A 23,041-nucleotide genomic window follows, 5' to 3' on the forward strand; every position below is an offset into this window, starting at 1 on the left:
CGCTTTACTCCATTTTTTTGCACTAAAGCTTTTGTTAGTTTTACATCACTATTCGTATTTTTTATCTAATGTGTTTTATAATCATTTGCATATGGGCAAGAGATTCACATCATCGACTGTTCGCTAAATTTTTAGCGTCCCACTAACCGCAGTGGAACTGGTATTTTCTAATGAAAAAACCGCATCTCAGCATACAGATCGCCATTTTGCTTGGCATATTAATTGGACTGCTCGTCCCTGCCTTTATATCTGGCTGGATATTCATATGGGGCGTAGAGAGAAATGCCGCAGTAGAACAGCAAAAAAGTGATCTGCAAAGAATTACCAATATGCTAGCGCTAAATTTGCGCGACCCAGTCTGGAACAAAAATCCCTCTGCAATCCAAGATCAGGTAGAAGCCGCCATGGCAACACCTGCCATCACCAAAGTAGAAATATTTGAAGGCGACAAATCCATTTTCCGTAAAAGCTTACCGGAACGAAAAATTGGCAGCGTCGTCGTCAGCGCCCAACCAATTTTGTATCAGGGCGAAGTCTTAGGCCGTGTTGAAGTCGGTCTTGATAGCGGTTATTTAGATGCCGAGTTTTTGCGGCGCATAAGAAACTACGTCGGCAGTATCGCCCTCCAATTAATCGTTTCACTGATCATCATTTTAGTGCTGCTTTATTACCGCTTTGTACGTCCTATCCATCAACTAAGGCTAGACGCAGACCGGCTTGCACTGGGTAACTTTGCGACACCGATCCGGCCTTACCGCGATGATGAGCTTGGCAGCCTGGCCGACAGACTGGAAGTTACCCGCAACACACTTAACCAGCTACTGGCTGAATTAGCGGATAAAAATAAGCAATTACAAGCCGACCTGATTGAGAGAGAAAGAAACGAGCAAATCATCCGGGATCTGAATGATTCACTTGAACGCAAAGTGGAAGCCCGTACGGTAGAGCTAAATCAATCGCAAAATGAGTTAATCAGATCAGAAAAACTCGCCGCACTAGGATCGCTGGTCGCTGGAGTCGCGCATGAACTCAATACTCCAATTGGCAATGCGCTTCTGGTATCGACCTCGTTCCTAGATAGAAGTAAAAACTTCTCTGCTAATTATCAGGCCGGATTATTGAAACGCTCAATCTTAGAAGACTATACCAACGCGTCGGTTGAAGCAGGCCAATTAATTATTCAAAATCTCAATAATGCAGCCGAACTCATCAGTAGCTTCAAACAGGTTGCGGTTGACCAGTCAAGTGACAAACGACGTACCTTTAACCTTAAATCAGTCATCAACGAGGTACTGGCAACGCTTCATCATTTACTTAAAAAAACACCGCATAAAATTAATACCGCCCTGGAAGACGACATCATGATGGACAGTTATCCAGGCGCGATTGGGCAAATGATTACTAATTTCTTTAATAATTCACTAGCGCATGGATTTGATTCCGAGCATCTCGGCATCATTAGTATTTATGTTAAAAAATTACCTTTGGGTCAAATTGAATTTGTCTTTATGGATAACGGCAAAGGTATTTCACAAGAAAATATTAATCGGATTTTCGACCCCTTCTTCACTACAAAACTGGGGCAAGGCGGCAGTGGTCTTGGTCTGAATATTGTCTACAACATCGCCAATGACGTGCTTGGCGGAACCATCTTAGTGGACAGCAAAACAGGGCATAACTCGTATACAAAATTCATCCTCACTTTACCCATAGTCGCACCCAAAACAAATACTATTTTGACCTGAAAGGCGCGATTAAAAATTTAATCCTGAGGGCCAAGCTGCATACATGTGTCCAGATTTCAGATGCATTTTCAGACACAAATAACTTCATGCTATGACAGGTAGTGAAATATAAGATCTTGGAATTTTTATCGAAGGATTACGAATGAAACGTCAATTTTTCTATTTTTTTCTTGCCAGTTATTTTGTATCAACAGTCGGCTCAAGCGCGTACGCAACTGAAAAAGTGATTCTCTTAGGTGACGATGATTATGCACCCTACTCTTACGTAGAAAATGGTCAGTTCAAAGGGATGTATGTAGAGCTCTTGCATAAGGCGTCTGAGTTATTAAAACCAGCTTATGAGGTAGAGCTTAAACCAAGACCTTGGAAGCGAGGTTTAGCTGATCTGGAAAGCGGCGCGTCCTTTGCTTTATTCCCGCCCGGGTTTAAAAAAGAACGCATTTATATCTCCACCTACTCTGTCGTGCTTTACACGGAAACGGTCGTACTCTTTTGTAATCCGGATGTGATGGCAGTCCCAAGAAAAAAATTCCCGGACGACTTTACAGGTCTAACAATAGGCGTCAACGCTGGATTTCTTTTATCTTCCAGACTGATCGACGCAGCTAAGGCAGGCAAAATTACTTTGTCAGAGGCCAAAGGTAATGAAGCCAATATAAAAAAACTAGCAGCAAAGCGTATCGCCTGCTACGCAACTGATAGAGGCGCTGCATTTTATACGACAAAAAAATTACAAGCTGATCCGGATCTGAACAATTTCAAACTACAAGAGGCACTTGAGTTATCTGGTGAAGAAACATTTATTGGCTATAGCGTCAATAATAATCCTGCGTATAAAGCGGACTTTATTATGAAGATGAATACCGCGATTGAGACGATTAAGAAAAATGGTAGTGCTGCGAAGATTGAAAGTAGTTATTTGAAGTAGATCGTATTACTCTAAAAAAGAGGATTTTTCTATAGAAACGCTTCGTGACTTTCTGCATTTTTTCAATGACGCCTCACCTACAAAGCGACGAATCGCACTTGCAAACTTACATGCAAGATTGGACGCCGTTGAACGTTATACTAAGCCGACAGAAGAGGACGACATTCCTTTTTAAACTAGTAAAAATCACAGACCATACTCTTGGCTATACTCGAGCAGAATCATAATTAAAACTCTGCTCTAGTTGATCTGCTAATCAAGCTATTTTGACTTCTTGGTATTTTTTGTTATCACAAGCTGAGCTCCGCGTACCTCGAACCGGATCTCGTCAACAACCAATCCTTTGCTATCAACAAGCTGCAATAGATGTTTGCCCGGCCATGGCATCCAGTCAATTTGTGCCAGTTGGCCTGACTGGGATTTTGTTTTGCCGGGATTGTTCAAACTTCGTCCATCTAACATCCATCCACCCTGCTGTAATCCCTGCGCAGCAAATCGTATGCGTTGCCGGTCTGGTGGGATATCAGGATCAAGAGCAACCAACATCCCTGCGGTGGGATAAGTGATCGATGGTCTAATTTCGTTTGATTTTGCGATGGCGATGTGGCTTTGCTCAGTCCCCTTGATAAAATACTCAATCCTTGGCGCTTCTAACTGATCGTCGTAGCTGATCGACTGCATGACGACATCATCGGGAACAGTTCTGGTCAATTCTTTTTTAGCGATGCTCTTTGTGTTTGAAACCGCCCGGTTTAAATATTGCATGACCTCTTGCCAGATCGGCGCAGCACCAGTTACACCAGACACATCCCACATCGGCGCGCCGGATGCGTTGCCAACCCATACGCCTACGGTATAGCGATCAGAATAACCAATGCACCAGTTATCCCGCATGTCTTTGGATGTCCCGGTTTTTACCGCAGACCAAGAGCGGATCGACAAGGCATTTTCTAATCCAAAGGTTACAGCTCGCGCAGTGCGATCGGACAAAATATCGCTGATGATAAAGGTTGCCTCAGGCGACAATCTTGGCAGCATTACAGATTTGGGATCTTTTTCACTGGTGCGGATAGCGCTATATTTGCCCTGATTGGCTAGTGTCCGGTAAGCATTTGTTAAGGCTTGCAGACTCACATCAGCACTGCCTAACGCCAGACTGTAGCCGTAATAATCCCCCTCTTCACGCAAAGAAAATCCCAGACTCTGTAAGCGTTGAAAAAACAGTTGAGGAGTGACTGTGACCAGAGTGCGGACGGCAGGAATATTTAACGACGATGCCAAGGCAGTGCGTACGCTGACCAAACCTTTAAAATGTTTGTCGTAATTTTGAGGAATATACAAACCGGATGCGGTAGGTAAATTGATGGCTGAGTCGTCTAAGATGGATGCCGCAGTCAACCATTTTCTCTCTAAGACCAGTTCATATAAAAACGGCTTCAGGGTTGATCCGGCCTGACGTAAAGCAAGGACTCCATCTACGTGGCGGGCATCCGACAGGTTACCGCTAGAGCCAACCCATGCGAGTACATCGCCACTAGCATTATCTAGTACCAGAACTGCGCCATCTTCAATATTGCGGTCAACCAAAGCAGATAACTGGCGTGTTAGAGCATCTTTTGCGAATTGCTGGGTTCCGGCATCCAAAGTAGCGCGCAGAGAATGCATGTTAGAGTTCAATAACTTATTTGCTAAATGCTGCGCAAGATGCGGCGCTAATTGAGGTCCGTTGCTGACATTAATTAAATCGGATTTAGCCGTCAGTCGCGCAAAGTAGAGCGAAGTTTGTCCTGCCAGATTTTGACAAAATGCCGGAACACCCTGGTCTTTAAGGATATTGCAGGCACGCTCTGCCACTTTGGTATAGGTTGCATTGGGTGCGCGGAGCAAGGCTACAGCAATTGCTGCCTCCACCTGATCTAAGCCACTGGGATGCTTATCAAACATAATCCGAGATAAGGCATACACGCCAACTAATTCACCGCGGAATGGTACGAGATTTAAATATGCTTCCAGGATTTGATCTTTGCGCCAGCTGCGCTCCAGCCATTGCGCAACCAATGCCTGAGTCAATTTTTGGGTAGTGGTGCGGGCACTGGATTTACGGCGTAAATCCTCTTCGAGCAAACCTGCCAATTGCATAGTGATGGTCGATGCACCACGGGTTTTGCTATTCCACAAATTACCCCAGGCAGCGGCGGCCACGGCGTTCCAATCTACACCGCTATGCTGGTAAAAATGTTTATCTTCCGACGCGATTAAAGCATTTCTAATCGCTGGAGAGACATCTTCCAGCTTGACCCAAGCGAGCTTACGCTCTTTTGGATTGAGCCTTAATTGATGCACCACAACGCCATGGCGGTCTAGTAAAAAACCTTCTGACGATACAAAGTCAGTTTGCACTTCTTTAAAACTGGGCACGGCGTTAGCGACGCCTGCAGCTAAACTCAATGCACAGGCAATGGACGCGGTGCAAACGAATCTGATCCAGCGGTACTTCATCAATACCATTACTTGACTATCATGACGGGATTGGGAATTTCTCCAAACATTTCTGGGGCGTACATGGCCTCAACTCTAGTTTGTGGCAATTTAAATTCGCCAACATTATTTAGGCGAACCGTATAAGTCAATGAGAATTTTCCTTTAGGCACAAACTCGTAATAACCACGGAAAGCTTCAAAGCTGCGCTCTTCATAGGCAAGCCAGGCTGTACTCCAATTACCTGCATTGCTATTATCTACTCCAGTAGTTGCGGCAATTGCAGAGTCACGGCCTAAACCTGAACCCAGCAAACTAGCCCCTGCGGGGATGGGGTCGGAGACGACGACCCAAGTCATATCAGTCTGCGCATCGATTTCCAAATTGATACGCAGGACATCACCACGACTGTACTTACCCTTCTCTTTTTGCTCAACTGGTACGACGGTTTTGTTGATTCTATAACCGCTGCTGAATGGCGCTTTTAGGGGAATTGCAGCCAGACTTTGCAACACTATCCATGGTTTACCTTTGCCTTCGTGGCTGAGTTTTAAACCATCTGCCGGAGTTAGCGATTTGGGCGATGGCATCGCAGTAGAAGTATTGGCAGGCCAAGGCAATTGCAAATTACCGCTACCAGTTGCAGTTCCAACCATAGGCCAATTAAAACTTTGCACAGCGCCTTGCTGCAAGCTTGCTTTAGTTATACCGGAAACCTTTTCAGTCTCAAACTTGTTGGCAAATTTTTCTAACGCTAATGAACCCCAAACGTTAGCGGTAGTCGTCATCCAGCGGCCTCGAGTTTGCCGCTGAATGGCTCCTGTCATCAACTTCGGCATATCATCACGCCATGCAGGATTATCCAGCATGACTAAAATAAGTCGGGTTGCATTGCTGTCGCCATTGCTCATTAACCACCACCAATAATCATCTGCCTCGGTCGAGAAACCTAGACGAGTGCCTTGGTAATTCAGCCGTGACCGCAGCACTTGGTCCGCCTCTTTAAGATAGGCCTCACGCTTGGGTAAATTAGCGGTTCTCTGCAAAATTGACAGCCAGTCAATAATGGCGGAGGTTGGCCATAGATTCGGCGCGATTTGAATTGAACCCAGCATCCGAGGCTGCACTTGACCATAACGAGACATTGCCTCTAGCGCGGCGATTTTACGGATATCCAGGTCCTTTTTCGGTGACCAGAAATCGCGTGTTATTTTGCCTTCGACAAACGCACTCAAGCCTTGCAACATCTTGTCGCGACTGGCATCCGGTACAGCAAATCCAGCCTCGTTGGTTGCAGCCAAGATATACGCAGTCAAACTATCGCTGCCATGCCTTTGGCTGCTGTCGCCCGGAGGGTAATAATATGCCAAACCATCGGCGTCCAAATAGCTAGGTAAATCAGCCGTTATCTTTTGCCACATCGCGGCATCACGCAAGCCGATAGCGCGTGATGTCTTTTGCTCAAGGCAGGAGTAAGGATATTCGCTGAAATAACGACGTAAGCTCTCGTTACCACCAGCCAGACTAGGGATTAAAGAAATCGCCAGACCACCTCGCCCAGGCAAGCTGTCGGCAGGCTGACTAACCGCCATCGTCATGGGTGCCTCTAACTGGAACAAACTAGCCTGCTGCACCGTAACAGGCACTGCAGCAATCACACGCTGGCTAATCTTCAGTGCGTCCTTCACGCCTTGCACTCCTGCTGCTGGGATTTCTTGCGCTTTAATATCCCAAGTCAACTGCTGCCTGTCGGCATTAGAGAAGGAAGATGGACTTAAATTATTGGGCGAAGCTGGCACCACCACATTCCAATTTACCTCTCTCGATTCACCTGCTGGTATTACGATATTTTGCTTGCTCAGCTCTGACGACAAGCCTGTGACATTCGCCATCACTTCGACTTTCATCGACCGAGTCGTTGTATTACGAACCGTCAGCATTACTACAAATTGATCCCCTTCCCGCACCAACGGAGGTAAACCAGAAATCAACTGCAAATCCTGACTAGACCTGATGCTGACAGAACCGGTGCCAAAAAGATCAGCCCCACTTTGCGCAATTGCGACGATCTTAAAGCTGGTTAGTGCATCATTTAAGGGCACGTCAATTTGCGCCCGACCGTTTGCATCTAGGATGATAGAGGGCTTCCAGAGCAGCAATGTATCGAATAATTCACGCGTCGATGATTTGCCCCCACCACCGCCCGCAGCAACGGCTTTACGACCGTAATGACGTTTGCCTATCACTTGCATTTGTGCAGTCGCAGTCTCGACACCATATCCTCGTCGTTGTAACAAGGCTCCCAAAACATCCCAAGAAGTATTTGGCTGAAGCTCTAACAAAGCCTCATCAACAGCAGCCAATGCGACTTCAGCGCCGGCGGCCGGCTTGCCGTCTGGCCGTATTACCTGCACGGTGACTTTGGAGGTAGTGCGAATCGGATATACCGATTTATCACTGGTTACGGTTACCGCCAGTTGATGCGCGGCAGTGCCAACAGAAATTTCGGCAATTCCATACTTGTAGGCTGGTTTTGCCAGATCGACAGTCGCGCCGGGATTTTGATATTCGCGGAATTCACTCCACCAGTTCAGTGGCTCTTTCCAACCCCAGGTAAAGAAGGAATACCAAGGAACTTCACGCATCCGTCCACGAACAGCCAACACAGATACGAAAATATTAGGCCCATAGCTCGCCTTGATCGGGACGGTAATACTTGGATCGCGTCCGTTCAATTGCACCACCATTGTATCGATTACACCTTCACGCTCAACCGCAACCAATGCGGTTGCATAACGGAACGGCATACGGATTTGGAATTTAGCGATATCGCCTGGCTGATACTGCTTTTTCTCAGGTAAGACATCCATACGGTCCTGATTTTCGCCATCGAACCAAATTTCATTTTGATTCGCGACCCAGACAGAAGTTTTCGCTAAGGCGCTCTTGCCGTTGTCGTCTTTAGCGTTGGCGGTTATCTCTACATTGCCGGATTCTTTAATTTCTACATCGCATAGGAACAAGCCACGCGCATCCGACTTACCAGAACATAGCTCGCCTAAATCCTTGGTTGTCTCAGAGTTTTCATAGGCATAGAATCCGCCGACCATGCGCTTGCGGTGAGAATTACTTTGTTTCGATAATCCTGTTAGTGCCACAGCGACGCCCGCTTGCGGTTTGCCATTGGTATCTAGCGTGATAGTGCTTAGTGTGACTTTCTTTTTAACTGAGACCCAACCACCGGCTTTAATCCCGACAATCACGGCAGAAGGCCATAGGGTCGTCACAGCAGATATGGTTTGTATTTCACCGTTAGGATCTGCGTAGGTCATTTCCGATAATAATTCTTGCGGCTTAGTAATCGCAGGTAGATTTTTTATAACCGTTTTACCACTACCATTTTTATCTAGACTCACGGGCAATTTGTTGGCAACGATTTTTTGCTCATCATCGGCTTCGTAGCCAGCATTAAACGCATATCCATCGTACGCGGGGAAATTTAAATTTTTATTTCTTAGTAAACTACTGATCTCAACGGGCAGACCTGAAGCACCGCCGCCATTAAGATAATTTAGCTGCACATCAAGAGCTAATTCTTTCGGTGCAATTTGCGCGGCTTTGGGTGGAGTAATACGCCCCTGTAGTAAAGGCAGACGGAATTCTTCTACCCTAAAGCTACCGCTGTTGTAAGTGTTACGACCGTAGCGGTCTTCACCATCGGATTCGTTATCAGCATCGTTATTAGTGGTGTCATTGTTCGCCTCAGTTATCTTCGATGTGCCCTGATCCAGCACAATATTGTAGGTTCCTAGTTTAGCTTGCTTTGGAATCGCAAAAGTTGTTTCAGCCGTATTCTGTCCGCGCCATACCAGCGGAAACTGGAATTCCTGATTGCTTCCTTGGTGGATAATACGAACGCGAGTAGGTAATAAACTTGCTTTCTGAAAACCGAATCCATGCATATTTTCAATACGGATCACATGCTTCATTGAGGCAGTTTCACCCGCTCGAAATAAGCTACGGTCTAGAATAGTGTGAGCTCTGACCGTCGCGACTTTGCTCGTATCCGTTGGCAAATTGAAGCGATATGATTCAATACCGCTGTTCCAGGAAGATAAAGCGAACGCCATATCCTTGCGCCCTTTTTCATCGGTCTTACGAGCACTGACAAAAAATCCATTAATTTTGCCCTTGCTGACGTCCGTGTTGTCTTCGCTGTAGCGACAAGGATTATCCAATGCTGTCGGTATCATGGCGATACCGCTGGCGTTACTCACGCCGCGCCAAACTTCTTTACCTGTACAGTCAGATACACGGATATCTGCATTGCCTACAGGCTTAGCCGAGTCTAAAGTCGTTACCCAGACTGCGCCGTTTTCACGACCTAATTTAATGTGTACTGCCATATTGGTGACCAAGGCACTGGTACGCACGAACATCGGAACAGGTTTGCCCAATAAGGCACTACCTAGTTTTTGAGATTCCAGTTCCAGCACATAAAAGCCCGGATCTTTGAGTGGAATACCAATCACCTCAAATGGCCTGAATGCAATCGCTGTTGCATCTTTGTCTTCAGGTGAACTAGGCAAATCGAGTTTGCGCACGCCAGCTTCTTTAGCAAGTAAACCGATACTGCGAGTCTCGACGGACTTATTTGCAATCTGGATGCTGCTCTCGTGATAGCGATTAAGTCGTTGTATCCAGTTGATGATGCCAGCATCATCATCGACTTTTAAGTTCGCAAGCGTGCCCGGTGACTGCTTACCGTCGGTACTGCGGGCAATCAAATTTTTTTCTACGTTACGCAAGGTGACTGGCAAGGTTGCATCCGCGTTCAGTTCAACAATACCAAACGGAGCAGCAGGAAATTTTGCCAGCGGTGGATAATCGGCGGTAGAAAACTTCAGAGGAAATTGTGTAGCATTGCCTAAACTACGACCACTATCGTCTTGTAGTTTACTCGGCAACTCCAGTGTGTATTCTGTCTTTTCGGCGAACGGTGGGACGAACTCAACCCGTTGTACGGTTTCTTCTTTTTCATCACGTTTAAACGTCGGCTTGCTACTACCTTTTGCAGTTTTTAAAACAATCTGTTCTGCGAGTTTCCGACTGATTGGCGTATTAAAATTTAATGCTACTGCCTGTATCGGCGTGCAAGCCGCTTTGGCGTTCTCGCGCTCGCAGGTAAAGCTAGCAGTAAATGCCTGACGTGCTTTAAATTTATACGATTGCGCCTGACTATTTGGCACACCTGATGGCGTCACAATTCCCTTATCCCAGACCAGACGCACAGCCGCCGCATTAGGAAAACGCTGCTGACATTGCACAATACTGATACGGCTAGCGGTATTCTCGTCGGTTGAGCTGTATTGTTTTAGTAATTCAGTACGGGCAGCACCTTCAATAAACCGTACCGGAACCCGCTCATGCACACCTTCAATTTCGCAATAAGTGTGTTGCAAAATACTGGCGCTGGTGGCGATACCATTCTGGAACAGAATAAATGCCTGCTCCTCATCAATAGACTCGCCTTGATAAGGGCGAACACTGACGATTGCCGGACCGCCAGTGGAGAATTGGAAGGTGCTTTTGCCTGTGATCGCTGCGCCGGTAACTGTCTTAAAATTAGCTTTTAACTGAGCACTGCATAACGTACCCGGCGGCAAGTCAGCGGTAAAATCATAGACCCAGTTTTTATCATCTGCCCACCGACCTGAGCCTGCTTGGGTACATTTAATATCCAAAGGAGCCGCCGCTTTAGGGTCTCCAAAGGCAATTACTGCTTCAGAAAATGTGGCTCTGATCTGTCGAACCTGAGCCACTTCACCTTGTGGTGAAAATCGAGTAATGCTGGCAGCATTCGCTTCGATAATGTTGAGGATAGAACCAAGAAAAAATACACATAACATTATCAAGCGATGCAGAACAGTCATTTTTATCTCCATTCACCGCGTAAAGATTGCACTTTATCTTGCAATAATTGTGGTGTTACTTCTGACGCTTGTAAAGCCTCACCCACTGCAAGTTCCAGATGTGAGAAAGGTCCGCGGCTGAAAGAACGCTCAAACGGGTTGCCTTTATCTCTCGACAAAAAGCTACCCCAGAGACCACGCAGCGCCATTGGGAATACAGGCACTGGAGAGCGTTCTAGTATTTTCATAATACCGCCCTTAAACTCATTCATATCACCAGTGGTCGTCAATTTACCTTCTGGGAAAATACAAACCAGTTCACCTTCATGCAAGGCTTTAGCGATATCAATATAAGCTTTCTCCATGAGCCATGGATCTTCTTTAGCAGGTGCAATAGGAATAGCTTTTGCCGTTTTAAAAACCCAGGACAAAAATGGAATCTTGAAAATCCGGTGATCCATGACAAAACGAATCGGTCGCGGGCTGGAGGCCATAATCACGATGGCATCCATATAACTAACATGATTACAAACTAAAACTGCTGCGCCCTCAACCTGAATACGATTAGTATTTACTCCCTTAACGCGGTGAATAGTGTGGATTAGTAACCATGCGATAAATCGCATTAAAAATTCTGGTACTAAACTAAAAATATACAAGGCTACAACCGCATTCAAAATCGCGGTTGCCATAAAAATTTGTGGGATAGTAAATCCCCGACTCAGCATTAAAGTCGCACTCAATGCGGCCACCACCATGAACAAAGCATTCATGATATTCATACCTGCGATGGTACGGGATAAATGTTTTGGATCGCATCGGGTTTGTATCAGCGCGAATAATGGCACGATGTATAGACCACCGAACAAGCCGATCATCACGATATCAAATACGATACGCAAGCTTCCAACTTGATGAAAAAATCCCATTGCGTCAATTGTCGGTGCCACAGCACCTGCATTAATTGCAGTCAAGGCGTGTGTATAAGCGACGCTAGACAAATACAAATCAAAGCCAAATACAGATAAGCCAATTGCACCAAACGGCACCAAGCCAATCTCCACTTTATGACCAGACAAACGTTCACATAAAAGCGAGCCGGCACCAATTCCAAATGAGAAAATAGTTAGTAGTAAAACGAATACGCTATGATCGCCATGCAAATAATCTTTGGCATACAAAGGGAACTGCGCCAAAATTATGGCGCCATAAAACCAAAACCAAGAATTACCCAGCAACGATAAAAATACGGGGCGATTCTGCTTGGTAAACCGGATATTACGGACAGTCTCTGTTGCAGCATTCCAATTGATTTTTAACTCAGGCTCCGGCGCTGGGGAATTAGGAATCCGCAGACTAGTCAGCCAACCAATGATGGCGATCACGATGGTACCGCCAGCAACTAGTTCTATTCCCCAAGGTTTATGTACGACCAGCATCGCACCAAGAACTTCGCCCAATAAAATACCGACAAACGTACCCATCTCAATCACACCATTACCACCGACCAGTTCCTCGGATTTAAGGTGCTGTGGCAAGTACGCATATTTCACCGGACCGAAAAGGGTTGAGTGAATTCCCATACCGGCAACAGCGGCTATTAATAACCACAAGGTATGCGTCATCCAGCCCGTTGCTGCAATACACATGATTACAATTTCTAGCAATTTGACTTTGCGGGCTAATCCCGCTTTTTCAAATTTATCTGCTAACTGGCCAGATGTTGCTGAAAACAAGACAAACGGTAAAATAAACAGTCCCGGGATCAAATTATTCAACAAGCCGATATCGAGCTTAGTCCAAGACAAAGCGTCGTACGTCAGTATCGTCAGCAAGGCGGTTTTAAAGACGTTGTCATTGAATGCACCCAGGAATTGCGTCCAGAAGAATGGGGCAAAACGACGCTGCGTGAGCAGGGCAAACTGGCTTTGTTGGCTCATGGGCGGATATTCCGATTAAATGTAACTGGAGAATTAAAGATGAATATGCTCAGATTGACCGAGACGAGGAGCAAGGAACGAGGCTTAAAACGAGACATCAAAAATAGTTAAGCCGATCAAAACATATTTGACGTAATTATAATTTAGACATCCAAAACAAATTCAAAATTTGTATGTTTTAATTAATTTATTGCTGAAAAAAGAGAATCGCATCACGAACAGGCAATATTTTGCATCCAGCATTTGTTGCTTCGGTTAAGGCGTAACGCAATTGTGCTGGTGATGTACCCCAAGGTCCCGGCTCCTCGTCTACCTCATGCGAATAAAAAATCAGCCATCCGCCATGTTGAGCCGTTTGCTGTATCAGTTCTTTAATTAATTCAAGACTAGTTTTTTGTTCGTAAAGTGCTTGGGCACGCAAGGCAGCCAAATCAGCGCGCCCTATCTGGGTGCCGCCACCGGTAATTCTGTTATAGGCAAAACGACGAGATGCTAAACGTTTACTGGCTAAATCATAGGCACCAAATGGGAACGCAAAGCCACTATTGTTGATATCGTTTTCTTTAAAGAAATCCTGATTTTTCTCCCAATCCTTATTTAACTCCGCAGCACCGTCAAGAGTGCAATTGGTATGCGAAAAAGTGTGGCAAGCAATCTCATGACCATCAGCATCTAGCGCTTGTAATTCTGCGACACTATGGCAGGTTCGTCCTTGCTCCTGACCATCGGTGAGTCCGCCACAGACATAAAAACTACCACGAGCATCAAACTCTTCCAGCAATGCTTTGCCGACAGTACAAGCGCTGGCAGGTACGTCATCAAAAGAGAAACTGACTACGCCCTGCCCCTGCTTTAGTGGCATCCAGGCACAACTAATATAGTTAGATAAACGACGACTGATTTTATCGAGAAGTTTCATTGATGATCTTACCCAGAGTTATTTATGCAGTTTATTTGATTTCAACGATGACAGTTCTCATCAAACAATATTCATCAAGATTTGGACTTGCGAAAATTTGTCCAAAATATTTATTATCGTAATGCATCGGTATTATTCAGTGAATGCTGATACCGTGACAATCCCATTTTAGCGGTGCTACCAGGAAAATTTTCATAGCTATATTCAAGACCTATCATAATCACGCCCTGTTTTAGTCCGGGCAAATTGGCGTCTCTCTCCACTTTTTCATAAAAACTATCTAACATTAATCGAACACCACGCTGCAATTGATAATTGATACCGAAGCCAGCGCGAGTCAGCTTTTCTTTACGAGAAACTGAGTCTTGAATTTCGGCCAATCTTGGGACTAATTTTTGATCACTATTTTGCGCTAATCCCATCAAATGAAATTGCGTTTTATCCGACATATTCCATTGCGCATCCAGGCGTAAGCCTTTTGTGACGACATATAAAATAGAAGGATCAACGATGGCAAACGGACGATCAAAAATTTGTGCGTCTAAACGTAATTTGGGTGAATAGAAATACGTCCCACGCACCAGAGTTGATACCAAATTGGTATTTAAATCACTAAGACTATCGTAACGTCGCCGTATCAGGCCTAAATGCGTGCTGACGGCCGTCTTGACGCTGTACTTCCACTCGGCCTCAATATAGGTTTCGGTCTCTCGATAACGCTGATCGAGATCAGCAATTTGCTGTGGATTACGATTGGGATAATCGGTGTCAGAAAACCGGACTCCAAGCTCTAAGTTTGATCCGGTTGGCGAGTAATACTTTAAACCAGCCTGCTGTCCATTTTGGTGAAAATTATATAGCTGATTGACGTCCAGATCGTAATGCAAGTTAGAGCGATCCAACTTCACAGGAACAGACAATTCATCCGTAATTTTTAGTGTAAGTTCAGCACCGGTTTGAGAAAAATGAGAAATGTCTTTTGCCGTCAACGAGCCATTAATATATTGAAATAAGCGATCTTCTTTTCCAGCGGTAACGCGCCCCGTAAGAATATTACCAATCGCGTATTCAAAGCTGGCGTCACCCGCTTTTTCCTGATGATCCAGATCTTGATAAGTTTGATATTGTCGCGTACCCAAACTGCCGGTCAAGATCAAACGTGTCCTGTCTGACAGGATGGGAATAATCGCTCCGGCTCGCACATCCAGTGCTTTGACTTTATCTGAAGTACTGGTATTGCCATTTTGCGCCGCGGCTGCATCACCATCGTAAAAACGCAAAGGATTACTATCGCTGGTCAGTGATGTTGCTAACTGCAAAGCTAATTCGGTGGTAGCAAAAGCTGGTGCAGTCAATAAAGAGGCAGACAAGGCTACGCCTAGCAACAAAGGCGAAGAATGAGATGTACGCTCAAGCAATTTGAGGCCACTTAATTTACGCCGAGCTAATTTACGTCCAACCAAGACATGGCCAAAACTATGCTCAGTTTTTTGTAAATAAGGTGAAAGCTGCGCAGTCAAATTCATCACATTGGTCACATCAATCCCATCAAGCGGGCAGCAATCCGTTTTCTGATAAACGCAATACTCGATCGCAGCGTTTCGCCAACTCAGCATCATGCGTTACGATTACAAAGGCCGTACCTAAAGTGCGCGATAGCTCCAGCATTAATTCAAATATTTGTTGCGCGGTCGCCCTGTCTAAATTGCCGGTAGGCTCATCCGCTAATACGCAGGCTGGCTGTGTCACCAAAGCCCGCGCCAAAGCAACGCGTTGCCGCTCACCGCCAGACAATTCACCGGGTACGTGGCTGACGCGATGATCCAAACCAACTCGCGCTAAAATTGCTCTCGCAGTAGCCTGCGCCTCATTGCGATTAACCCGACGTATCAACAAAGGCATTGCCACATTATCCAAGGCAGAAAACTCAGGTAATAAATGGTGGAACTGGTACACAAAACCCAAAGCAGCGTTACGTAAATCGCCTCTGGTAGTTTCGTTTAAAGTGGCGAAATCTTTGCCTTGCAAAGTAACGCTACCCGTCGTCGGTGCATCTAAGCCACCCAACAAATGCAACAAGGTTGATTTGCCGGAACCAGATGCGCCAATGATGGCAACTCGCTCGCCTTTATTGACTTTAAAATCAATATTACCAAGCACTTTGACTGAGTAAGTGCCTTGAGTAAAAGTCTTCCCTAAGCCGCTGCAAGACAGGACCAATTGGTCAGTAACATGATCATTCATAGCGCAATGCCTCCGCTGGTTTCACGCGGGCACCACGCCAGCTTGGATAAATCGTTGCAACAAAAGCTAATACGACTGCAACACTGCCAATGGTCCAGACATCTTTCCATTGCAAATCAGAAGGTAAAGTGCTGATCACATACACTTCTTTGGACAAAAACTGCACACCTAAAACATGCTCAATAAACGGCACAATAATATCGATATTTAATGCGACTACTATGCCAGAGCCGACGCCAATCGCGGTGCCCAGTAAGCCAACCAGAGCACCTTGAATCATAAAAATTTTCATGATCGACCAAGGCGACGCGCCCAAGGTTCGCAGAATCGCAATATCCGCTTGCTTGTCTGTCACGGTCATCACCAAGGTTGATACCAGATTGAAAGCTGCTACTGCGATGATCAGCGTCAAAATGATAAACATCATGGTTTTTTCTGTTTTTACCGCAGCAAAATAATTACGATTTTGTTGCGACCAGTCGCGTATATACAAATCACCAGACAATGTTTTTGATAACTCCACCGCGACTTGCGGTGCTTTCAACATATCGACAATACGCAGGCGTAAACCAGACGGTGCCGATAGTCGGAAAAACTTCTCAGCATCGTCCATCTGAATAAATGCCATGCCAGAGTCGTATTCAAAATGTCCTGCTTCAAAAATACCGACTACGGTAAATGCTTTAAGACGCGGCACCATACCTGCTGGTGTAATCTGGCCTTCCGGCGCTCCGGCTAACGTGACTTTTTCACCGACTTGCACATGTAAACTGCGAGCTAATTCAATCCCTAGCACAATGCCAAAACCACCTGGCTTCAAATCGGTAAATTTGCCGTACTTCATTTTGCTGGTGACGTCAGATACCTTCGACTCTTCTTCTGGCAACACGCCACGCAAAACCACGCCGCGCATTATATCGCCGCCAATAATCATGGCCTGCGCATCGACATAAGGCGCAGTCCCTGTGACCGAGGGATTTTTTTGTGCTTGCAATGCGGTAGTTTTCCAATCTGGCAAAGTACCAGTGGCATCAAACACCTCAATATGCGCCAACACCGACAACATACGGTCACGCACTTCTTTTTGGAAGCCATTCATCACCGATAACACGACAATTAATGCTGCGACACCTAAGGCAATGCCGGCCATAGAAATCATTGAGATAAACGAGATAAAACTGTTACGGCCACTACGTCGTCCAGCGCGGGTATAACGCAGGCCGACCAGCCATTCAAAAGGGTAATTTTTCACTATAGAACTTGATCCAGAATAGATAATTTAATTAGGGCTTACACAAAATTGTCGCGCTAAGGAGTTTTGACGGCGATTTTGCATAGTCTTAAAAGTAATGTTTTTAGTCAGCGAGCATCTTGCCATACAATGTCGTTATGAGCTATTTAGAAATGATACTGCCGTTTGCCATCCCTCCCGCCCCGCTTGCCAAAGACCTGCTACGCGAGCTACGTGTACCAGCATTAAGCTGCTTAATTGGCAAAGCTAAACCCGACACTCCCCATCACTTTGAAGACTTTGCAAGACAATTACCGCATGAATCCTTGCTTGCAGGGCATTTTAGCCCTGGGGGCGGCAGAATCATTGGACCTCCTTTTTCAAACTCTGTAGGTTTAGAATCAGCCATCAAGAGCAGTCCCGCTAATACGCACAACAAAATGCAAGTGCTTGGCGTCCAGCCGGTAGATACTGATATGACCGGTACGAGCGCAGTTTGGTTCACGCTGCAACCTGTTCATATCCATATTGCACGCGACCATCTGGTACTTACAGACCAACGCCGCTTGACATTGACGGAGCGTGAGTCGCGCGCCCTGTTTGCCGAGGCAAAAATCATTTGTGACGAACTGGGTAAAACTTTAGTGTATGGCGACACACTTCACTGGTTTTTACGCGCCGATGATTGGCAAGGCCTGCAAACAGCCACGCCAGATGCGGCTTGCGGCCACAATATCGATATCTGGATGCCCAAAGGTGAGCAAGCACGCCCATGGCGCAAGCTTCAAAATGAAATTCAGATGCAATGGTTTAGTCACACCATCAACCAAGAACGGGAGACGCAAGGTTTAAAGCCCGTCAACTCAGCTTGGCTGTCCGGCGGTAGCACGCAATTAATGGACATGCCGGATATCCAAAAAGTGACTGAATTTAAACAAATCGATCTGGCGTCAAAACGACCCGTTTTAATCGATGCACTGTTAGAGCCTGCGCTGAATAACGACTGGGCAAGCTGGCTGGAGCGCATGCAGTTGCTGGAGGAGCACTGCTTTGCGCCTGCACTGGCAGCTTTACGCGACCAACAAATTAACCAACTCAATCTGATCGTCACCGATGCCAACACGCTAGCACAATTTAGTTTAACGCCCTGGTCGCTCCGTCAATTCTGGCGCAAACCGACATTGCATCCTTTATTCTCGCTACCAGCACAAAAAATATCCAACTAACATGACACGTATCAGCACCCGCCCTTACTCTTTCCGCGATTCAGAAATGCTGCGCCAAAGCGGCATCCATCCGGTATTGGCGCGCTTATATGCCGCGCGTGGCGTGAAAGACGTCGCCGAATTACGTAGCGAATTACCGCAATTGATCGCACCGACTCAATTGCTGCATGTTCAGCAAGCGGCGGTGTATTTAGCCGACGCAATCGCCGCTGGCAAAAAAATGTGTATCGTCGCCGACTACGATTGTGACGGTGCAACGGCCTGTGCAGTGGGCTTGCGCGGCCTGCGCATGATGGGTGCAACGGTCGATTACATCGTACCGGATAGACAAATCCACGGTTATGGATTAACGCCGGAAATCGTCGCATTAACCAAGCAAGAAAAATCGCCAGATATTATTGTCACCGTCGATAACGGCATTGCCAGTATTGACGGTGTCGCTGCTGCCAACGCCCTGGGTATGGCGGTGGTCGTGACCGATCACCATCTTCCAGCAGATACCCTGCCAGACGCTGCGGTGATTGTGAATCCCAACCAGCCAGGCTGCGGCTTCCCGAGCAAAAATATGGCTGGTGTTGGCGTGATGTTTTATACCTTGCTGGCCTTGCGTGCAGAGTTACGCCAACGTGGCGTGTTTGATCAGCAGCAGCAACCCAAGCTTGATACCTTACTGGATTTGGTCGCCTTAGGCACAGTCGCCGACGTCGTCAAGCTGGATGCGAATAACCGTATTCTGGTCGCGCAAGGAATCAAACGCATGCGTGCAGGTCGTATGCATACAGGTATTGCCGCCCTGTTCCGCGTCGCAGGGCGAGAGCCGCATCAGGCCAGTCCATTCGATCTGGGTTTTGCCGTGGGTCCCAGAATCAACGCAGCGGGTCGCTTGTCCGACATGTCGCTGGGCATAGAGTGTTTAACCACCGATGACGAAGGTCGCGCCTGGCACATTGCGCAAGAACTCAATTCCATCAATGCCGATCGCAAAGATATCGAACGCGAGATGCAAGATGTGGCCTTGCTGCATCTGGATGATTTTCAACCCTCCGCGAGTAATACCATCACCGTATTTGACGAGAGCTGGCACCAGGGCGTGATCGGGATTGTCGCCTCGCGGCTCAAAGATAAATTCTATCGTCCTACCATTACCTTTGCGCCCGGCGATGAGGGTTTGATCAAAGGGTCTGGCCGCTCCATCCCCGGCTTCCATATGCGCGATGCGCTGGATCTGGTGTCTAAACATGTACCCGACCTGATTTTAAAATTCGGCGGACATGCGATGGCAGCAGGATTGACATTGAAGGCAGAAAACTTTCCTGCCTTTCAGGCGGCGTTTGAAGCTGTCGCGCAAAGCTGGCTGAAAGCCGATCAGTTAGAGAGGATTATCGAAACCGATGGTCCTTTAGAAGATGCATATTTCAGCACGGACTTTATTAGCCTGATGGATGGACAAGTCTGGGGACAAGGCTTTGCGCCGCCGATATTTTGTGATGACTTCAAGCTGATTTCACAACGGATTCTGAAAGAACGCCATCTGAAAATGGAACTGGAAAAAAATGGCAAACGCTACGATGCCATCTGGTTTGGTCACACCGATCATCTTCCAGAGCGTGTAAATGTCGCCTTCAGGCTGGATGCGAATACCTACAATGGCGTGACGCGGGTGCAATTGCTGGTGGAGCATGTCGAGTAAGCAAAGCTCAGCCGAAGCTGAATCAACTATGCTAAATCAAGCTCTGCCGCTGAGGGAAAGCTTTTGACCAGTGCAAAATCTCAACACTGGCGCGAAGCCCATTGATCCAAAAAGGATCCATCAGAATCAGTGCCTCAATCTCGGCTTTGCTTTCCGCTTCGACAATCCACAAGCCGCCCAGCGCAGCATCGCCGGGCTGATGACGCAATGAACCGCCAACCAAGATGCGCTCTTTGTGCTGATCCAGCCAAGCAATATGCGCCCCGAGATACTGCTGGCGCACAGCCAGACTGCCTTGTTTATCTAAAAAATATACGGCAAAAAGCGTCATATTGCTTCCAGTAAATTTAAGATACTTTAAAACCTGGCATTTAATATACTCCCATCCAGTAAATTAAAGTCGTCCAATCAATAATTGGACAATGAAGCATATTTTATAAAAATAAAGGGGAGTATATTCAATATTCAATTAAAAATGCCTGACGCACCGATTTTATATTGCATCAGATAACCGGTTTTTTAAATATGCTGATCCAAAATCAAGGAAGGCTCTCAGCTTTAAAGGCAGTATGCCTTGGCCCGCATGTACGAGATTAACCGGTCTGTCGGGCGACTCAAACGATTCAAGCACAATTTCCAACAAAGCCTGGCGTCTGGCCGCGGCGATCTGGTAAGACAAGACTCGCGTTACTCCAACACCCGCAACCGCGGCATCAATTGCCGCTTCTGCCGTATTGACGATCAGGCGCGAATGGATTGGCACGGTAATCTCGGACTTCCCCTGCAAAAATCGCCAGCTATGCGGGGATGTCAATACATCATACGAAACACAATCATGCTGGGTTAGTTGCTCAGGCGTCGTCGGCTTGCCTCGCTGCGCAAAGTACTCTGGACTAGCACAAACCACCGTCCTCACTGCACCAACGGGAATAGCGATCAAATCGCTGTCAGGCAATGCACCGATGCGCAACGCCACATCGATGTGGTCTTCCAATAAGTGGACATTGCGATCTGACAGCGTCAGACGCACGTCAATATCCGGGTATTTTTTTAAGAATTCGACCACCATAGGTAACACATGCAAACGTCCAAAAACAACGGGTGCAGTAATCACCAGCTCACCTTTGGGCATCGTATATTCGCCTGCGGCAATGCGTTCTGCCTGGGCTACCTCTTCCAGAATACGCCGGCAAGCGGCCACATACGATAGCCCTGCCTCAGTCAATGCCAATTGCCGGGTAGAACGCAATAGCAGACGTATTTTTAAATGCGCCTCCAGCTCACCTACTTTGCGACTAACCGTTGCCAGCGGCATAGCAAGACGACGTGCAGCACCAGAAAAACTGCCTGCATCAACCACCGCGATCAAAATCGCCATCGAATCTAATCGATCTGTCATTCACATCTCCGCAGGCATGTTCTTTTCAAACGACTTTTAAAAATCTCAAAAATTGAGATAGTTATTCCTAAATTTACCAGATTATCTTATTTAATGAAACTTGCTACAGTTCTCTTGGTCAACTCGACAAACTAATTTAAAAGGAAATCATCATGTCACTCATCCCAACTCCAGCGACGATTGAGGCAGCTCCAGCGGCGTCTCAGGCACTATTACATGCAGTTCAAAAACAACTCGGTGTCGTACCAAATTTATTCCGCTTGGTATCGAACAGCCCTATCGCTCTGGAGGCTTATCTGGGTCTGTCCGGGACGTTGGCTAAAGGTAACATTCCAGCACCGACTCGTGAGCGTATCGCACTTGCCATTGCAGAAATCAACGGCTGCGATTACTGCTTATCTGCCCATACTTACTTGGCAAAAAATCTCGCTAAATTGGATGACGAAGAAATCACTGCTAATCGCCATGCTAACTCCAGCGATGCCAAAGCTGATGCGGCATTAAAATTTGCAACAGCGGTAGCAAAAGAACGGGGTCACATCAGCGAAGCCGATTTTCAAGCCATTAAAGCTGCAGGTTATGACGACGCTCAAATGATAGAAATCGTGCTGCACGTTGCGCTGAATACTTGGACCAATTACATGAACTCGGTTGCTAAAACGGATATTGATTTTCCGGTAGTACACGCCTTGAATTCAGCCTTGAATTCGGCCACGTATTCAGTCGCATAAATTGTAGTAAGTTCATGTTTGCAGCTCGATGATGTTGATCATCACTACCTGGTCAAACTAAAACCAAAGCTAAAATTGAGCTAGCAAGCAGAACCATCGATACCGATCATTCCTCTGGAGAATTACATCATGAGTCGTCCGCCACTTCCGCCCTTCACAAAAGAAACTGCAATCCAAAAAGTACGTATGGCAGAGGACGCCTGGAACACGCGCGAACCGGCGCGCATCGCCCTTGCGTATACCGCGGATAGCCAATGGCGAAACCGGTCAGAATTTTTGCAAGGTCGAGATGCAATTGAGATATTCTTGACACGTAAATGGCAGCGGGAACTGGACTACCGGTTGATCAAAGAACTCTGGGCGCATAGCGAAAACCGGATTGCCGTTCGCTTTGCTTACGAGTGGCACGACGAGAATAATCAATGGTTCAGAAGCTATGGTAACGAGAACTGGCAATTTGATGAATTTGGTCTGATGGCGTTGCGCATTGCCAGCATCAACGACTTAGCGATTGAAGAAAAAGAGAGAAAATTTCATTGGCCATCAGGACGTCGCCCTGATGATCACCCCTCGTTGAGTGTATTAGGTCTTTAGTCAA

At 46.5% G+C, this 23,041-nt stretch carries 15 protein-coding genes; 6 read left to right on the forward strand and 9 right to left on the reverse strand.

The genetic code is table 11. The features are described from left to right. The first annotated feature begins 170 nt into the window (after positions 1-170). Positions 171-1,745, forward strand: a complete 1,575-nt coding sequence (locus tag QN395_RS09660) for a HAMP domain-containing sensor histidine kinase (RefSeq protein ID WP_322119199.1) — start codon at positions 171-173, stop codon at positions 1,743-1,745. Positions 1,746-1,887: 142 nt separating this feature from the next. After that, positions 1,888-2,673 carry a substrate-binding periplasmic protein gene (locus QN395_RS09665; protein ID WP_322119200.1) on the forward strand — a complete coding sequence of 262 codons (786 nt, stop codon included), beginning with the start codon at positions 1,888-1,890 and terminating at the stop codon, positions 2,671-2,673. A 261-nt stretch (positions 2,674-2,934) separates the two neighbouring features. Here QN395_RS09665 and pbpC read toward each other — a convergent pair whose 3' ends face one another. From pbpC to QN395_RS09700, 7 genes are all read right to left on the reverse strand, one after another. Further along, positions 2,935-5,172 (reverse strand): penicillin-binding protein 1C, encoded by a 2,238-nt coding sequence (gene pbpC / locus QN395_RS09670; RefSeq protein WP_323492345.1) that lies wholly within the window; start codon positions 5,170-5,172, stop codon positions 2,935-2,937. Between the two features lie 8 nt (positions 5,173-5,180). Continuing rightward, positions 5,181-11,084 (reverse strand): MG2 domain-containing protein, encoded by a 5,904-nt coding sequence (locus tag QN395_RS09675; RefSeq protein ID WP_416352050.1) that lies wholly within the window; start codon positions 11,082-11,084, stop codon positions 5,181-5,183. Positions 11,085-11,086: 2 nt separating this feature from the next. Continuing rightward, the gene (locus tag QN395_RS09680) at positions 11,087-13,003 is read right to left on the reverse strand and encodes an MFS transporter (protein WP_322119202.1); all 1,917 of its coding nucleotides are present in this window, start codon (positions 13,001-13,003) and stop codon (positions 11,087-11,089) included. A 187-nt stretch (positions 13,004-13,190) separates the two neighbouring features. Then, entirely contained in the window at positions 13,191-13,922 is a 732-nt protein-coding gene (locus QN395_RS09685; RefSeq protein ID WP_323492614.1) for a polysaccharide deacetylase family protein, read from the reverse strand. 113 nt (positions 13,923-14,035) lie between these two features. Further along, complete coding sequence (locus QN395_RS09690; protein WP_323492615.1) at positions 14,036-15,451, reverse strand: hypothetical protein; 1,416 nt, start codon at positions 15,449-15,451, stop codon at positions 14,036-14,038. 19 nt (positions 15,452-15,470) lie between these two features. Continuing rightward, positions 15,471-16,166, reverse strand: coding sequence for a lipoprotein-releasing ABC transporter ATP-binding protein LolD (gene lolD, locus QN395_RS09695; protein ID WP_323492616.1), 696 nt, complete (start codon positions 16,164-16,166; stop codon positions 15,471-15,473). Then, positions 16,159-17,421: a lipoprotein-releasing ABC transporter permease subunit gene (locus tag QN395_RS09700; RefSeq protein ID WP_322121582.1), complete on the reverse strand. Its 1,263-nt coding sequence runs from the start codon at positions 17,419-17,421 to the stop codon at positions 16,159-16,161. Before QN395_RS09700 ends, lolD begins: the two co-directional genes overlap by 8 nt. A gap of 134 nt (positions 17,422-17,555) precedes the next feature. Here QN395_RS09700 and QN395_RS09705 point away from each other — a divergent pair, with 134 nt between their 5' ends. Together QN395_RS09705 and recJ are read left to right on the forward strand one after the other, a co-directional pair. Then, a complete protein-coding gene (locus QN395_RS09705; protein WP_323493103.1) occupies positions 17,556-18,623 on the forward strand; it encodes a hypothetical protein in 1,068 nt (355 codons plus the stop codon). A 1-nt stretch (position 18,624) separates the two neighbouring features. Continuing rightward, on the forward strand, positions 18,625-20,313 hold the full coding sequence (recJ, locus tag QN395_RS09710) for a single-stranded-DNA-specific exonuclease RecJ (protein ID WP_322119207.1): 1,689 nt from the start codon (positions 18,625-18,627) through the stop codon (positions 20,311-20,313). A gap of 31 nt (positions 20,314-20,344) precedes the next feature. Here recJ and QN395_RS09715 read toward each other — a convergent pair whose 3' ends face one another. Continuing rightward, positions 20,345-20,644, reverse strand: a complete 300-nt coding sequence (locus QN395_RS09715; protein WP_322119208.1) for a YciI family protein — start codon at positions 20,642-20,644, stop codon at positions 20,345-20,347. A gap of 162 nt (positions 20,645-20,806) precedes the next feature. Then, positions 20,807-21,712, reverse strand: coding sequence for a LysR family transcriptional regulator (locus tag QN395_RS09720; protein ID WP_322119209.1), 906 nt, complete (start codon positions 21,710-21,712; stop codon positions 20,807-20,809). Positions 21,713-21,864: 152 nt separating this feature from the next. On the opposite strand from QN395_RS09720, the gene QN395_RS09725 reads away from it, so the two are divergent. Continuing rightward, the gene (locus QN395_RS09725; protein ID WP_322119210.1) at positions 21,865-22,443 is read left to right on the forward strand and encodes a carboxymuconolactone decarboxylase family protein; all 579 of its coding nucleotides are present in this window, start codon (positions 21,865-21,867) and stop codon (positions 22,441-22,443) included. Positions 22,444-22,572: 129 nt separating this feature from the next. After that, the gene (locus QN395_RS09730) at positions 22,573-23,037 is read left to right on the forward strand and encodes a DUF1348 family protein (RefSeq protein ID WP_416200110.1); all 465 of its coding nucleotides are present in this window, start codon (positions 22,573-22,575) and stop codon (positions 23,035-23,037) included. Positions 23,038-23,041 lie beyond the last annotated feature (4 nt).

The sequence above is a fragment of the Undibacterium sp. RTI2.2 genome (genome assembly GCF_035018705.1).
In the GTDB taxonomy this organism is placed as follows: Bacteria; Pseudomonadota; Gammaproteobacteria; order Burkholderiales; family Burkholderiaceae_D; genus Undibacterium.

What these genes read in the sequence shown, in the direction of transcription:
- QN395_RS09660 (WP_322119199.1), top strand. Translation starts at nt 171, where the DNA reads ATGAAAAAACCGCATCTCAGCATACAGATCGCCATTTTGCTTGGCATA.
- QN395_RS09665 (WP_322119200.1), top strand. Translation starts at nt 1,888, where the DNA reads ATGAAACGTCAATTTTTCTATTTTTTTCTTGCCAGTTATTTTGTATCA.
- pbpC (WP_323492345.1), bottom strand. Translation starts at nt 5,172, where the DNA reads ATGAAGTACCGCTGGATCAGATTCGTTTGCACCGCGTCCATTGCCTGT.
- QN395_RS09675 (WP_416352050.1), bottom strand. Translation starts at nt 11,084, where the DNA reads ATGACTGTTCTGCATCGCTTGATAATGTTATGTGTATTTTTTCTTGGT.
- QN395_RS09680 (WP_322119202.1), bottom strand. Translation starts at nt 13,003, where the DNA reads ATGAGCCAACAAAGCCAGTTTGCCCTGCTCACGCAGCGTCGTTTTGCC.
- QN395_RS09685 (WP_323492614.1), bottom strand. Translation starts at nt 13,922, where the DNA reads ATGAAACTTCTCGATAAAATCAGTCGTCGTTTATCTAACTATATTAGT.
- lolD (WP_323492616.1), bottom strand. Translation starts at nt 16,166, where the DNA reads ATGAATGATCATGTTACTGACCAATTGGTCCTGTCTTGCAGCGGCTTA.
- QN395_RS09705 (WP_323493103.1), top strand. Translation starts at nt 17,556, where the DNA reads ATGAGCTATTTAGAAATGATACTGCCGTTTGCCATCCCTCCCGCCCCG.
- recJ (WP_322119207.1), top strand. Translation starts at nt 18,625, where the DNA reads ATGACACGTATCAGCACCCGCCCTTACTCTTTCCGCGATTCAGAAATG.
- QN395_RS09715 (WP_322119208.1), bottom strand. Translation starts at nt 20,644, where the DNA reads ATGACGCTTTTTGCCGTATATTTTTTAGATAAACAAGGCAGTCTGGCT.
- QN395_RS09720 (WP_322119209.1), bottom strand. Translation starts at nt 21,712, where the DNA reads ATGACAGATCGATTAGATTCGATGGCGATTTTGATCGCGGTGGTTGAT.
- QN395_RS09725 (WP_322119210.1), top strand. Translation starts at nt 21,865, where the DNA reads ATGTCACTCATCCCAACTCCAGCGACGATTGAGGCAGCTCCAGCGGCG.
- QN395_RS09730 (WP_416200110.1), top strand. Translation starts at nt 22,573, where the DNA reads ATGAGTCGTCCGCCACTTCCGCCCTTCACAAAAGAAACTGCAATCCAA.